Below are 13,772 nucleotides of genomic sequence, written 5' to 3'. Positions count from 1 at the left end.
TTCTCCTCATCACGTCCCGTACTTCGTCCACCGGAAGAGTCCCCGGGCGGCGCATCACAGCTGCATCACTTCCGCACCGGCGCGGGCGCCGGGCCGGTTAACCTCGCGGGAGGGGGTGCGATGGAGTTCCGGATCTTGGGCCCGGTGCAATGCCGGAACGGTGCACGGCCACTGAAGCTGGCGGGCTCGCGGCAGGAGCGCATCCTGGCCGCCCTGCTGCTCGGCGCCGATCGCGTCGTCTCGGTGTCACGGCTGGTGGACGTCGTCTGGGACGAGGACCCGCCCGCCACGGCCATTCGCCAGATCCGCAACCTCACCACGGCGCTGAAGCGCGCCCTCCTCGCCGAGGGCGCCACCGAGGATGTCTTGACCGCCGAGGGGCCCGGTTTCGTCCTGCGCCCGGGCATTTTCGACCTTCGTTCGTTCGAGGAGCACGTCTCGCGCGGCGAGTTCCGCGAGGCGCTCGGATGCTGGCGCGGACCCGCTCTGTCCGGTGTGGACAGTATGGCTCTGCGCGGCGAGGCCGACGAACTCGACGAGCGCCGTCTATCCATTGTGGAACGTTGCCTCGACGAGGAGATCGCCGCCGGGGAGGATCCGGTCGCCGAGCTGACGGCCCTGGTCGCCGAGCATCCGTTCCGCGAGGCGTTCACCGGACTGCTCATGCGCGCGCTGCATCAGCAGGGCAGACAGGCCGACGCGCTGAACGTCTACCGGCAGGCGCGGACGCGGCTGGTGGACGAACTCGGGATCGACCCCGGCCCGAAGTCGCGCGAACTGTACGAGCGCATCCTCCGCGACGAGCCGGAGTACGGCAAGGTCCGTTGCTTCCTCCCCTACGACGTCCCGGATTTCACCGGCCGGGAGGACGAGATCCGCCGTCTCCTCGACGCCGTCCGGCTCGGGCGCCCGGTGACTGTCGACGGGATGGCCGGCGTCGGCAAGACCTCGCTCGCCGTCCACGCCGCGCATCGGCTCGCCGCCGATTTCCCCGACGGGCAACTGTTCCTGGACCTGCACGGCCATTCCCCGGCCCGCGAGCCGCTCACGCCCGAAGCCGCGCTCGAAGCCCTGCTCGGACAGCTGGACATCCCGGCGAGCAGGCTCCCCGGCGGTGTGGACCGGCGAGCCGAACTCTGGCGAACGAGAACCGCGGGCCGCTCACTGCTCGTGGTTCTCGACAACGCCGCGAGCGCCGGACAGGTGCGACCGCTCCTGCCCGGTTCGGCCACGGTCGCCCTCGTGGTCACCGGCAGGCGGCGCCTGGCCGCCGTCGACGGTGCCGCGTCGATCAGTCTCGAAGTCCTGCCGGACGAACAGGCGGGCGCCTTGTTCGCGGCGGCGTCGGGCAGGCCGGACTCCGGAGTGGCCGCGTTGTGCGGGAATCTGCCGCTCGCGATCCGGATCGCGGCCGCCCGGCTGCAGAACCGTCCACAGTGGACCGTGCGAACGCTCGTCGAGCGGCTGGGTTCCGAACACGACAGGCTGGCCGAGCTCAAGGTCGCCGGGCGTGACATGGCCGCGGCGTTCGCACTGTCCTATCGGGAACTCGATGCGGCGCAGCAGCGCATGTTCCGTTTGCTGGGGCGGAATCCCGGTGCCGACATCGGTGTGCCCGCCGCGGCGGCGCTGGCCGGTATCGGCGAGCACGAGGCCGAAAGCCTCCTGGAAGACCTACTCGATGCCCACCTGCTCCGGCAGCCCGCGCTCGGCCGCTATTCGTTCCACGACCTGATCGCCGAGCACGCCCGCAACGCCGCACGCGACGAAGAATCGGTTCCGGCGGTGGGCAGGCTGCTCGATCACTACCGCGACGGCGGCGACTCCGGCTGGTACGCGGCCGAACGGGCCAACCTGGTCGCGGTCACCCGCCACGCCCTCGGCACCGGTCGCGACGACCACGCCTGGCGGATCGCCGCGGACACCGCGGACCACCTCCGGGAAAGCGGGCACCTCGACGAACTGCTCGCCGTGGCGCGGACCGGGATCACCGCGGCCCGCCGGATCGGCGACCCGCACGCGATCCAGCTGAGCCTGGCGAGCCTCACCCTCGCCTGCTGGGAGAACGGGCGGCTCACCGAGGGAATGGACTGCGCGCTGGAGCGGCTGGACGTCGTCCGCGCCTCCGGCGACCGCGCGGCCGAGGCGATCGCGCTGTCCAGGGTGGGCGCCCTGCACGGCATGCTCGGCCACTATCCCGAGGCGATCCGGTTCTATCGCGATGGCCTCGCCGTCGCGGACGAGACCGCCGCCGCCACGCTCTGGACCAATCTCAGCAACGCTCAGGAGGTCCTCGGCAGGCTGGACGACGCGCTGGTCTCCGCCCGGAAAGCGGTGGCGCTGCGCGAGGATCCGCACGGCATGGTCCTGAGTTCGGCCCAGCTCGGCCTGGTCCTCGCCCGGCTCGGCCGGTTCGAGGAGGCCTTCGAGGTCACCGGACGTTCGATCGCCGTTTCGCAGGACCTCGGCTACCTGTTCGGCGAGGCGTGGAGCCGGATCGACCACGCAGACGCCCTGCTGCTCGCCCGTCGGCCCGGCGAGGCGCGCGAGCAGGCCGAACGCGCTTGCGAGATCCTCACCCGGCTGAACCATCCGCTGCTGCTGGCCATGGCGGCCAACAGCCTGGGCACCGCCTGCCTCGCGCTCGGCGAGACCTCGGAGGGGTTGCGGCAGCATCGGCTCGCGCTCGAAACGGCGAGGCGGATCGGCTACCGGTTGCAGGAAGCCCGCGCGCTGGCCGGGATCGGGCAGTCCCGTGCCGCACGGGACCTCTACGCCGAGATGGGCCTGCCCGCCGAACCGCTGAAGGTCGTTACCGGAGGAACTCTGTGAGCGGAACGCGCAGGGCGTCCGGCTGACGAAGGACGCCGTGGTCCTGCCCCTCGACAGTGGCGTGCCGGGCGCCGGGGATCGTGTCGGCGACAGCGCGGGCACCGGCCCGCATCCAGGCGTCGCTCTCCCCGCCGTCCATGACCAGCGTGGGGACGGAGATCTTGGCCAGCCTGTCGGCGGGCAGCACGTTGCCGGGCCCGCACAGGGCGAGGTCGTAGGGCAATGTGTGGGCGAGCCCGGCGAACCAGACCCAGAACGCATCGCCCCGCATGCCCTTGACGACCTCGGCCGGCGTGTTCGTCCCCTCGACCAGGAAGAGTTCCGCCGCGCCGTCGCGGTCGCCGTCGGCGATCAGCGCCCGGACGCGGTCGAAGAGGTCGGCCGCGGGCCTGGCACGGCTGTCATCGACGACGTACGGCGGCTCGTACACGGCGAGGCTGGTCATGGCGACGCCCCGTGCGGCCGCCTCCAGCCCCAGCACGGCACCCGACGAGTGACCGAAGACCGCCGCCGAACCGCCCACGTGGTCGATCAGCGCGGCGAGGTCCTCGACCTCGCGTTCCACCGAATAGACCGCGCCCGCGCCGCTGTCGCCCCGCCCGCGCCGGTCGTAGGCGAGCACGGTGAACTCCGAGGCCAGCGTCGCGGCGAGGCCGGCGACGGTCGTCCGGTCGTTGAACGCGCCGCCGACCAGGATCACCGGCGTGCCCTCGCCTGTCCGGTCGAAGGCGATCACGGTGCCGTCAGCCGAGTTCACGGTCTCGAACGAGGTGGTCATCAGGTCCTCCACGGGGTCGCTTCGACTTTAGCTTCGTCCCTGGGTCGGAGCCGATGACCACCGCTCGACATCAGTTCCGGAGATTCCCGAAGAACTCCCGGAGTTCGATCACCACGTCGTCCGGGACGGCCATCGCGACCATATGGCTCGGGCTCTCGTGATCCGCCCAGCGCACGAGGTCGTTCTTGCTCGAAGCGATCTTGCGCAGGGCGGACGGCCCGCCGTGCGAAACGCCTGTCGGCACCACCGTCTGGTCGATCGGCATCGCGGCCGCACCTTCGTAGTACGGCCACAGCGAAGTGGCACCTGTCCCGGTCAGCCAATACAGCGTCGCGTTGGTGAGCAGCAGATCGCGGTCGATCGGCTCGGCGGGCGCCGCGCCTTCGGGCCAGCCGTCGAACTCCTTGAACCGTTCGACCAGGTAGGCCAGCTGCGCGACCGGCGAATCGAGGAAGCCGAAGCTCAGCGTCTGCGGCCTGTTCGTCAAGTACGGCGCGTAGCCGCTGCCGCCCGCGAAGCGCTCCATCAGCCCGGACAGGTCGGCCTGGTCCTGTTCGGTGAGCCCCTCGAAGTCGGCCGGATCGCCCATCGGGACGCCGAGCCCGGACGTGATGTGCGAGCCGATGACGTGCTCGGACGCGTGCACCGCCAGACAGGGCGTCACCAGCGCGCCGGCGTCGTTCCCGTGTGCGCCATAGCGTTCGTAGCCGAGGCGGCTCATCAGCTCTGCCCACGTCCGCGCCACCCGCGCGATGTCCCATGGCCGCTGGTCTGCCGGTTCGGGGAACGGCGAGAAGCCGAAGCCCGGCAAGGACGGCGCGACGACGTGGAAGGCGCGCGACGGGTCGAGGCCGTGGGCTCGCGGGTCGGTGAGCGGCCCCAGGACGTGCAGGAATTCGGCGATCGAGTTCGGCCAGCTGTGCGTCATGATCAGCGGGATCGCGTCCGGTTCCGGCGACCGGACGTGCAGGAAGTGCACGCGCTGACCGTCGATCTCGGTGACGTACTGCGGGAACTCGTTGAGCTGCTTCTCCCACTGGCGCCAGTCGTAGCCGTCTCGCCAGTACTCGGCCAGGTCCTTGAGGTAGGCGACCGGGACGCCCCGGCTCCATTCGGCACCGGGCAGCGCCGACGGCCAGCGGGTCCGCGCCAGCCGGTCGGTCAGGTCGTCCAAATCGGACTGCGGGATGTCGATGCGGAACTGCTCGATCTCGGTCATGGGCTGACCGTACGAGCCATTTAGGCCAGTTTCTGGCCTAAATGGCTCGCATTCAGCCGACTAAACGCGGACGATCTGGGTCGCGCCGAAGGTGTCCTTCACCGGCACCTCGACGGTCTTCCGCCGCACGGTCACGCGCAGGACCTCCTGGCGCTGCGTCGGATCCGAAACGGCCAGCTGCCAACCGTTCCGGGTCCGCCCCAGCGCCACCGACGCCGGTCCGGACACCGACACCTCGTCGACCGAGCCGGCGTCGAAGAAGTTCGCCAACAGCGTCGCGTCCCAGAGCCGGACGGCTTGCACGGTCACGGTGTTGGACCGCACGCGCCAGGCCCAAGCCGAGGCGATCGTCTCCAGCACCGACGCGGTGGGCAGGACGGCGTAGGCGTAGCTCGCGCCCGAAGGCTTGGGCCCGTGCTCGATCACCAGTTTCTGGTAGCGCCGGGTGTACGGCACCGTGGTGCCCTTGGTGTTGGCGCCCTTGTCGACGTCGCGCCAGGTCGCCGTCCGGTCCTCGCGCAGCGCGGTCACCTCCGCGTCGTCGAGCAGGATGTATCCGCCGACCTTCTCCAGATGCAGCCATCGCTTGCGCCGCAAGGACTCCGAGCCGCCGACGAGATGACCGTCGGCGAGCAGGACACCCGAGCCGTTCTCGCCGAGGTTGCGGTTCTCGATCGTGGTCCGGATCCGCTCGCCGGAGGAATCGGTGATCCCCGCGCCGAGGCACACCACACCCGACGGCGTGAAGAAATACGACTTCTTCGCGGTCAGCGTGCCGTCCTGCGAGACGAAGTCGAGGGCGTGCGCGCCATGCCTCGCGTCCCAGCGAACCCCGCCGCAGTGATCCTTACCGGTCAGCGGCACCTGCTCCAGCTTCGGGGTCGGGCCGGTTTTGGTGGTGGTACCCGGAAGCAGCTGCGGGTCGACGGTCGGCCAGTAGGCGTCGGTGAAGTGCCCCTTGGCCTTGGGCAGGAACAGGTACAGCGAACCGTCGCAGGTGTACCAGCCGTGCAGGTTCATGGAGTTGACCGACTCGTACCGCGAGATCCGCGTCGAGGCGACGCCGAGCGAGGCCGACCAGCCTTCGGTGACGTGCACCATCCGGTCCTGCTGACCGAACACGCGGTGCGTCGCGACCGTCGGCGCCGGGCGGGTGCCGGTCGCCAGCAGCTCCTGCGCGAACTCGACGCCCGGGATGCCGACGAGGTCCGGGCCCGGCGCGAACCGTTCGGGGTCGGGGATCTTGAGGTACGGCGCGAAAGTGTCTTCGGTGATCCACTTCGCGGCGAGGCCGCCGAGTTCTTCCTTGCGTTTCCCGCTCGCCGACCGCGCCAGCAGCACGACCGCGCCGGTGAGCTGATGCCCGATGTCGTGCGCGGATTCCCCTTGCCGGGAAAGGAACCGGCCGCGGACGGACTCCATCAGCGCGCCCGCGTACACGAACGGCGCGAACGTGTCGGAGACCAGCGCGTACGCCGCGTCGCGCACGTCGGGGGCCAGTTCGAACTCCGTGCCCTTGGTGACGTGGATGGCGGACGCGACGGCGGTGAGCAGGACGATCCCGTAGTGCCCGGGATAGGGCACCGAATCGTGCTGGATGAAGGAGCCGTCGGTGTGGAAGCCGTCACCGGCCGCGCGGTGGAGCTTGGCGATGACGCTCGCCGCTCCCCCGCCTTCGACGTCGGTGAACGCCCCGACACCGCGTTTGATCCGCTCGGTGTCGCCGAGCATCGCGCCGGAGACGATGGAGATCGTGGACTTGTCCGCGCGGTTGGCGCCGGTCTCGACGACGCTCGGGTTGTTCGTGCGGAGGTTCGGGTTGCCGGAGAACTTCAGCACCGGCTTGAGGTACTTGGTGAGTTCGTCCTGGGTCAGCTCGTCGGCGACGGTCGCGAGGATGTGCAGCAGGTAGAGCGGGATGCCGATCTCGTAGGTGTACCAGTTCCCGATCTCGGCGGTCTTCTCGCTGTACTGGTCGCTGGTGTACAGCAGTTCCAGCGCCGCCTTGATCCGGCCGAGCACGGCCGGGTCGCCCGCCAGCACACCGCCCGGGGTGCCCCGGTTGACCGCGATCGCGCGGAGCCGGGCGTACATCGACGTCGTGAAGTCGCTGCCCGGACCGAGCGGGAGGTCCTTCCACAGTGGACCACCGTCGAGGGTCATGCTGTCGTGGTAGGACTTCGCGACCCTGTCCAGGTTCGCCAGCGCGGCGGCGCGTTCCGCCGACGGCCGGTTGATCCCGGTCTGCAGTTCGCGGTAGCCGGTGACGATCGAGGACATACCGGCCAGCCCCGCCGGAACCGCGGACTGGGCTGATGAAGGGCTCGCGAGAGCTGTCGTGAGCGCCACCGACGCGGCCGCCGCCGCGCCTCCCCGTAGAGCCGTTCTCCTGTCGACGTAACCGAATCCGGGCATGACAGTGCCTCCCAAGAGGGTCGAAAGACGGGAACTGGGGCGGCGGCGTGAGGTGGAGCCTCGTGAGTGGCAGGGACGGTTCTAACCGTCCCTGCCACTCACGAGGTCTTCTAGCGTTTCCCGTCGGTCCTGCGGGGCAGATCCCACGGGTTGTTCTCCTGCAACGGTTCCGGCAGCAGCGCGTCGGGGAAGCCCTGCCAGGCGATCGGGCGCAGGAACCGCTCGATCGCCGCGGTGCCGACCGAGGTGCTGGTCGGCGCGGTGGTCGCCGGATAGGGACCGCCGTGTTCCTGTGCCCAGCTGACCGTGACGCCGGTCGGCCAGTCGTTCCACAGCAGGCGGCCTGCGACGCGGGTCAGCGACGGAAGGACAGGGCGGATCCAGTCCACATCGGACTCTTCACCCTGGATGGTCGCGGTGAGCCCTGGTTCCATCACGCCGAGCAGGCTGATCAGCTCGTCCTGGTCGGTGTAGGTGACGATCAGCGACGCCGGTCCGAAGCACTCCTCGCGGACGGTGTCGGCGTCGGACAGGAAGCCCTTGGCGGTGGTGGCGAGCAGGGTCGCGCCGTGCGAGATCCCTTCCGCGCCACCGGACGCCGACAGCACCTCGACGCCGTCGACCTCGCTCAGCTTCGCCAGCCCGTCGGCGAAACCGGCCGCGATGCGCTCGTTGAGCATCGGCTGCGCCGGGATCGCCGCGACGGCCTCGCGCAGCGTGTCTTCCAGGCCGTGGCCCTCGGGCAGGAACAGCAGCCCCGGCTTGGTGCAGAACTGCCCGGCACCAAGGGTGAACGAGCCCGCGTACGCCTTGGCGATCGCCTCGCCGCGCGCTTCGATCGCCGACGGGGTGACGACGACGGGGTTGACGCTGCCGAGTTCGCCGTAGAACGGGATCGGCGACGGCCGCGAGGTCGCGATGTCGAACAGCGCGCGCCCGCCCGGCACCGAGCCGGTGAACGACGCCGCCTGGATCCGCGGGTCCTTCAGCGCCGTGACGCCGTTCTGCTGGCCGTAGACGACCGCGAAGATCCCCTCCGGCGCACCGGCCTCGACCAGCGCCTCACGCAGGACCTCGCCGGTGCGGGCGGACAGCTCCGGGTGACCCGAGTGCGCCTTGAGCACGACCGGGCAACCGGCGGCCAGCGCCGACGCGGTGTCGCCGCCCGCGACACTGAACGCGAACGGGAAGTTGCTGGCGGCGAACACCAGCACCGGGCCGATCGGGGTGAGCAGACGGCGGATGTCCGGCCGCGGCCCCATCGGCCACGCGGCGTCCGCGTGGTCGACGGTGGCGCCGAGGAACGAGCCGTCGGCCAGCACCTCGCCGAAGAGGCGCAGCTGGAACGTCGTGCGCTTCAGCTCTCCCTGCAGCCGCGGGGCGGCCGGGAGGTGCGTCTCCTGGTTGGCCAGCGTGATCAGCTCGTCGGCGGCCGCGTCGAGGGCGTCCGCGGCCGCGTTCAGCCAGCCGGCGCGTTGGGCTGGGGTCGCGGCCGCCGCCGTGCCTGCCGCATCGGCGGCGGCCGCGAGGATCTGTTCGAGCGTGGCGGGATCTGTTGCCTGGCTCATGGTTTTCTTTTCTCCTAAACGATGTCTTGCGCGGCGCTGACGGCGGCGATGAGATCCGCCCAGCGCCCCGGGCCGGCGAGGCCGAGGTGGTACAGGTGCAGTTCGGTGGCGCCTGCCTTGCCGAGTTCGGTGGTGTAGGCCTCGATGTCGGGCACCGGGGTCGCCGCCACCGCGGTGATGTAGCTGCCGACGGCGACCTTCGCCGGCAGTTTCGCCCGTGCCGTCGCGACGGCACCCACGCTGGGGTGGCCGGGTGCCCAGTTCTGCAGCACCACCGCGTCGACGTCGTCCGGGGCCGACGGCGTCAGCCCCGGCAGCGCGCCGGTGACCCACGGGTCCATCGCGCCGTGCAGCACGATCCGGGGGCCGGACGGGATCTTCGCGAGCACTTCACGCCGGAGCGCGTCCGTCGCCTTCTGGCGGGTGTCGAGCAGGACCTGCCGCAGGGTGGGCAGGATCTTGTCCTCTCCCGCGCGAAGGTCACCGCTGTCGATCAGCCGCCGGACCTCGGCGCGGAGCTTGCCCAGCGCCTTCGCCGGGTCCTTGCCCGCCTCGGCCCAGGAGTCGAGACACGCGTCGCAGCAGCAGACCGACAGCAGTCGCGCCACGGCGGGTGACCAGACGCCGTCGGTCTTCTCGTGCTGGTGCTGGTGCACGGCGCCGAGCGGGCCGCAGGCCTCGAGGATGACCGTGGCGAAGTCGAGCCCGGCGAGGCTTTCCGCCGTCACGTTCGCGGCGTACTCGCGCACCGCCGGCTGGCCGGGGCACAGCGCCCACGGGTACCGCTCGCCGAAGCAGTTCCGCACGGTGAGTTCCGGGAACTCGACGCCCAGCTGCGAATTGTGGGTCAGCACGAGCCACGCCGCGGCCGGGATACCCGCCTCGTTCAGCATCCGGACGGCGTCGCCCGCGCTGTCGCGGCTTTCGACCCAGTCCGGCTCGGCGGGCTTCAGCTCGCCCCAGGCCTCGTCGCGCACCGGCCGGTACAGCGCCGCGTGGCGCGCGACGACCGAGGTGCGCTCGGGCGACCAGGGCGTCGCCGCGCGGGCGCTGTGGTACGACACGGCGACGGCGACCTCGTCGACGCCGAGTTCCCGTACGCGCTCGACGAACCCGGGGTCGTCGACGACGTCCCAGGGGTAGGCGTATCCGGTGACCTTCACCGCGTCACCACCGTGCTGTGTTCGGTTCGAACTTTCCGACGAACTTCCGCATATAGGTCACGTCATCCCGTTTGGTCTGTCCACTTCGGACATAGTCTTCATGGGCCCGTGCCAGCGCGTCGGGGTCGAGCTCGATCCCCAGCCCCGGCTTGTCGGGCACCGCGACCGCACCGTCGACGAACTCCAGCGCACCCGGGGCGATGACGTCGGCCGTCTTCCACGGCCAGTGGGTGTCGCAGGCATAGGTCAGGTGCGGCGTCGCCGCGGCCACGTGCACCATAGCGGCCAGGCTGATCCCGAGATGACTGTTCGAATGCATGGAAAGCCCCACGTCGAAGCACTCCGCCGTGATGGACAGGGCCTGGGTGTCCCGCAGGCCACCCCAGTAATGATGGTCCGAAAGTATTACCCCGACCGCTCGCTGCCGGAAGGCGGGCTCGATGTCCGCGAAGCGCACGACACACATGTTCGTGGCCAGCGGCATGTTCGCCTTCTCGGCGACCCGCGCCATGCCTTCGATACCCGGCGTCGGGTCCTCGAGGTACTCCAGGACGCCGTCGAGCTCCTCGGCGACCCGGATGCCGGTTTCCACGGTCCAAGCCGCGTTCGGGTCGATCCTGAGCGGGTGATCGGGGAACGCCTCGGCCAGCGCGCGGATCCCGGCCATCTCCTGGTCGGGGTCGAAGGCGCCGCCCTTGAGCTTGATGGAGCGGAAGCCGTACTCGTCGACCATGCGGCGTGCCTCGCCGACGAGCGCCTCCGGCGTGGTCACCTCGCCCCACGAGTCCTCCTCGGCGCCGAGGTGGGCGCCGAACTTGTAGAACAGGTACGCGGAGAAGTCGACGGCGTCGCGCGCCTTGCCGCCGAGCAGGTCCACCACCGGCCTGCCGAGGTAGTGGCCCTGCGCGTCGAGCGCGGCGACCTCGAACAGCGAGTACACGCTGGCGACGGTCTTGCTGACGGAGAATCCGCCGGTGAGCCCGTGCGCGTCGGCGAAGACGACCTCGCCCAGCGTGGTGGCGACCTTCCGGCGGAGGCCGGGCAGGTCGAACACGTCCTGTCCCTTGAGTTCCGGCAGCACCTTCCGGACCTGTTCGAGGAACGCGAGGTCACCGTAGGACTCGCCGAGGCCGACCACACCGTCCTCGCAGATCAGCTGGACGACACCACGCAGCGCGAAGGGCTCGTGCACGCCCATCGCGTTGAGCAGCGGCGGGTCGGCGAAGGCGACCGGGGTCAGGACTACGTCGAGAACCTTCATCTTCAGGCACCGGCCTCGACGGACTTGAGGACGGCGAACCCGTCGTCGACGATCTTCTCCAGGCGGGCGAGCTGGTCGGCGGTCGGCTCGACCAGCGGGGGCCGGATCGAACCGACCTTGTCCCCGCGCAGCCGCGCGGCGGCCTTGACCAGCGACACGGCGAAGCCCTGTCCCTCGTCCCGCAGCGCCACCAGCGGCAGGTAGAACCCGGCGAGCAGCGCCTCCATGACGGCGTCGTCCTTCTCCGCGAGCGCGCGGTGGAAGCGGGCCGCGATCTCGGGGGCGAAGCAGTGCACGGCCGAGGAGTAGCGCGCCACGCCGACAGCGGCGTAGGCCCGCGCGGAGACCTCGGCCGTGGGAAGACCGTTGAAGAACAGGAAGTCCCGGGCCCGGTCGGTGTCGACCGAACGGATCGAGGTGATGATCCGGCTCATGAGCTCGACGTCGCCGAAGCCGTCCTTGAGACCGACCACCGACGGGATGCCGAGCAGTTCGACGGCCGAGTTCGGGGTGAACACCCCGGTGGAGCGGTGGTAGACGATCACCGGGATCGAGGAGTCCCCGACGGCGTACCGGACGTGGTCGACCAGCCCGGACGGCGGACCGGTCACCAGGTACGGCGGCAGGAGGAGGACGCCGTCCGCGCCGCCCGCCTCCGCCGCCGCGATCCCGGCACGGGCCGCCGCGGCACCGCCGCCTGCCCCGACCCACACGGGCACCCGCCCGGAAACGACCTCACGAGCCTTACGCAGGATCGCTGCGTGCTCGTCCGGGGACAGCGAGCTGAATTCGCCTGTACCGCAGGCGACGAACAGCGCGCCGGCTCCGGCGGCCACGTGGCTCTCGACGGTTTCCGCGAACACGTCGAGATCGAGTTCCAGCCCCTCGGTGAAGGGGGTCAGGGGGAACGCCAGTAGGCCGTCGAGTTCGATCTTGGGCTGCGCCATGGATTTCTCTTTCGTTCTTTGTCGGTTTGTCCCGGGTTCGGGCCCGGTCAGGCAGGCACGGTGGTGCCGTCCTTGGTCTTGCTGGGTGTGACGTCGTCGTCACGGTCGATCGTGTCGATGATCGCGTCGGTGGTGGCCTTGCGCTCGGGCAGGAGATAGCCGAGCCCGATGAACAGCGCCAGTGAGACCAGGATCGGGGTGGAGACGGTGACCGCGAGCGTGGCTTTGTAGCCGTAGTAGGCGATCGCGTAGGCGAGCAGGCCGCCCGCCCAGGAGATCAGCGCCGCGCGGGAACCGGACCGGCGGAACCACGGGAGCATGCCCAGCAGCAGCGGTACCGAGATCGGGCCCATCAGCGCCGCGACCCAGAGCACCACGATACCCAGCACACCACCGAGTTTCTCGGCCTGCGTGGCCACCGCCATGGTGAGCACGACGAAGATCACCGTCGAGATCCGGGCGGCGAGCAGCCCTTGTGCGTCGGTGAAGTTCCTGGCCTTCTTCCACAGCACCGGCATCATGTCGCGGGTGATGACCGCGGAGATCGCGTTGGCGTCGGAGGAGACCATCGCCATGGTGTGCGAGAAGATCCCGGCCAGCACCAGCCCGACCAGCCCCGGCGGGAGGAAGGTCGTGGTCATGATCGCGTAGGCGTTGTTGGGGTTGGAGATGTTCGGGATCAGCAGCGGGGCGGCGAACATCGGGAACATCATGACCAGCGGCCACACCAGGTACAGGATCGACGAGAGCCGCGCGCCACGACGGGCTTCGTAGGTGTTCGGCGCGGCCATGTAGCGCTGCGCCAGGTTCCACATACCGCCGTTGTACTCCAGCGTCTTCACCAGCACGTAGACGAGCAACACCACGGTGGTGAACTTCGACGTGGTCGGGTTGAGGTGGGCGGGCGGGAGGTCCCCCCACACGGTCCACAGGCCGGAGACACCGCCGAGCTTGTCCAGCACGACCCACAGCATCACGATCGCCGCGATGGCCTGGATGACGAACTGGCCGAAGTCGGTGAGCGCGTCGGCCCAGAGACCGCCGACGGTGCAGTAGATCAGCGTGATCGAGCCGGTGATGATGATGCCCCAGGTGTAGGGGACGCCCGCGAAGACGTTGAGGATCGTCGCGACCGCGAACCACTTGGCCGCGATGTCGAAGATCTTCAGGAGGCTGCCGCTCCAGGCCAGCGCCTGCTGGGTGGGGACGTTGAAGCGTTTGGCCAGGTACTCGAGCGGCGAGGCGACACCGAGCTTCGAGCGCAGGCGGTTCCACCTGGAAGCGAACAGCCAGCTGCCGATACCGACGCCGATACCGATGCTGGCCATGCCCCAGAAGTAGACGGTGATGCCGTCCGTGTAGGCGACGCCCGCGTACGCGACGAAGAGAACCGCGCTGTAGCCGGACATGTGGTGGGAGATCCCGGCCAGCCACCAGGGCATCTTCCCGCCGGCGGTGAAGAAGTCGCTGACCGTGTTGACCCGGCTGTGCGACCACAGCCCGATCACCACCATCAGCACGAAATACGCGGACACCATGATCCAGTCCAGCAAATGCACCGCTGACTCCTTTCCGCGTTCACGAAGGTC

At 69.9% G+C, this 13,772-nt stretch carries 9 protein-coding genes; 1 reads left to right on the top strand and 8 read right to left on the bottom strand.

Annotation, left to right across the window (positions count from 1 at the left end):
• Nucleotides 1-120 precede the first annotated feature (120 nt).
• The gene (locus ACZ6YV_RS13185) at nucleotides 121-2,832 is read left to right on the top strand and encodes an AfsR/SARP family transcriptional regulator (protein WP_465509789.1); all 2,712 of its coding nucleotides are present in this window, start codon (nucleotides 121-123) and stop codon (nucleotides 2,830-2,832) included.
• Here ACZ6YV_RS13185 and ACZ6YV_RS13180 read toward each other — a convergent pair.
• The 8 genes from ACZ6YV_RS13180 to ACZ6YV_RS13145 all read right to left on the bottom strand — a co-directional run bounded on the left by ACZ6YV_RS13180 (nucleotide 2,813) and on the right by ACZ6YV_RS13145 (nucleotide 13,742).
• Nucleotides 2,813-3,610, bottom strand: a complete 798-nt coding sequence (locus tag ACZ6YV_RS13180) for an alpha/beta fold hydrolase (protein ID WP_465509788.1) — start codon at nucleotides 3,608-3,610, stop codon at nucleotides 2,813-2,815. The genes ACZ6YV_RS13185 and ACZ6YV_RS13180 overlap by 20 nt on opposite strands.
• A 70-nt stretch (nucleotides 3,611-3,680) precedes the next feature.
• Entirely contained in the window at nucleotides 3,681-4,829 is a 1,149-nt protein-coding gene (locus ACZ6YV_RS13175) for an epoxide hydrolase family protein (protein WP_465509787.1), read from the bottom strand.
• Nucleotides 4,830-4,889: 60 nt separating this feature from the next.
• Nucleotides 4,890-7,244, bottom strand: coding sequence for a polysaccharide lyase family 8 super-sandwich domain-containing protein (locus tag ACZ6YV_RS13170; protein WP_465509786.1), 2,355 nt, complete (start codon nucleotides 7,242-7,244; stop codon nucleotides 4,890-4,892).
• 110 nt (nucleotides 7,245-7,354) lie between these two features.
• Entirely contained in the window at nucleotides 7,355-8,812 is a 1,458-nt protein-coding gene (locus ACZ6YV_RS13165; protein WP_465509785.1) for an aldehyde dehydrogenase (NADP(+)), read from the bottom strand.
• Nucleotides 8,813-8,826: 14 nt separating this feature from the next.
• On the bottom strand, nucleotides 8,827-9,975 hold the full coding sequence (locus tag ACZ6YV_RS13160; RefSeq protein WP_465509784.1) for a hypothetical protein: 1,149 nt from the start codon (nucleotides 9,973-9,975) through the stop codon (nucleotides 8,827-8,829).
• Between the two features lie 4 nt (nucleotides 9,976-9,979).
• Entirely contained in the window at nucleotides 9,980-11,236 is a 1,257-nt protein-coding gene (locus ACZ6YV_RS13155; RefSeq protein ID WP_465509783.1) for a glucarate dehydratase family protein, read from the bottom strand.
• A 2-nt stretch (nucleotides 11,237-11,238) separates the two neighbouring features.
• The gene (locus ACZ6YV_RS13150) at nucleotides 11,239-12,183 is read right to left on the bottom strand and encodes a 5-dehydro-4-deoxyglucarate dehydratase (RefSeq protein ID WP_465509782.1); all 945 of its coding nucleotides are present in this window, start codon (nucleotides 12,181-12,183) and stop codon (nucleotides 11,239-11,241) included.
• 47 nt (nucleotides 12,184-12,230) lie between these two features.
• A complete protein-coding gene (locus tag ACZ6YV_RS13145) occupies nucleotides 12,231-13,742 on the bottom strand; it encodes a sodium:solute symporter family protein (RefSeq protein WP_378245174.1) in 1,512 nt (503 codons plus the stop codon).
• Between the last annotated feature and the right edge of the window lie 30 nt (nucleotides 13,743-13,772).

The organism is Amycolatopsis sp. NPDC102522 (genome assembly GCF_055584485.1).
The sequence above is the reverse complement of the archived record's forward strand: the minus strand, read 5'-3'. Positions and strand labels throughout refer to the sequence as shown.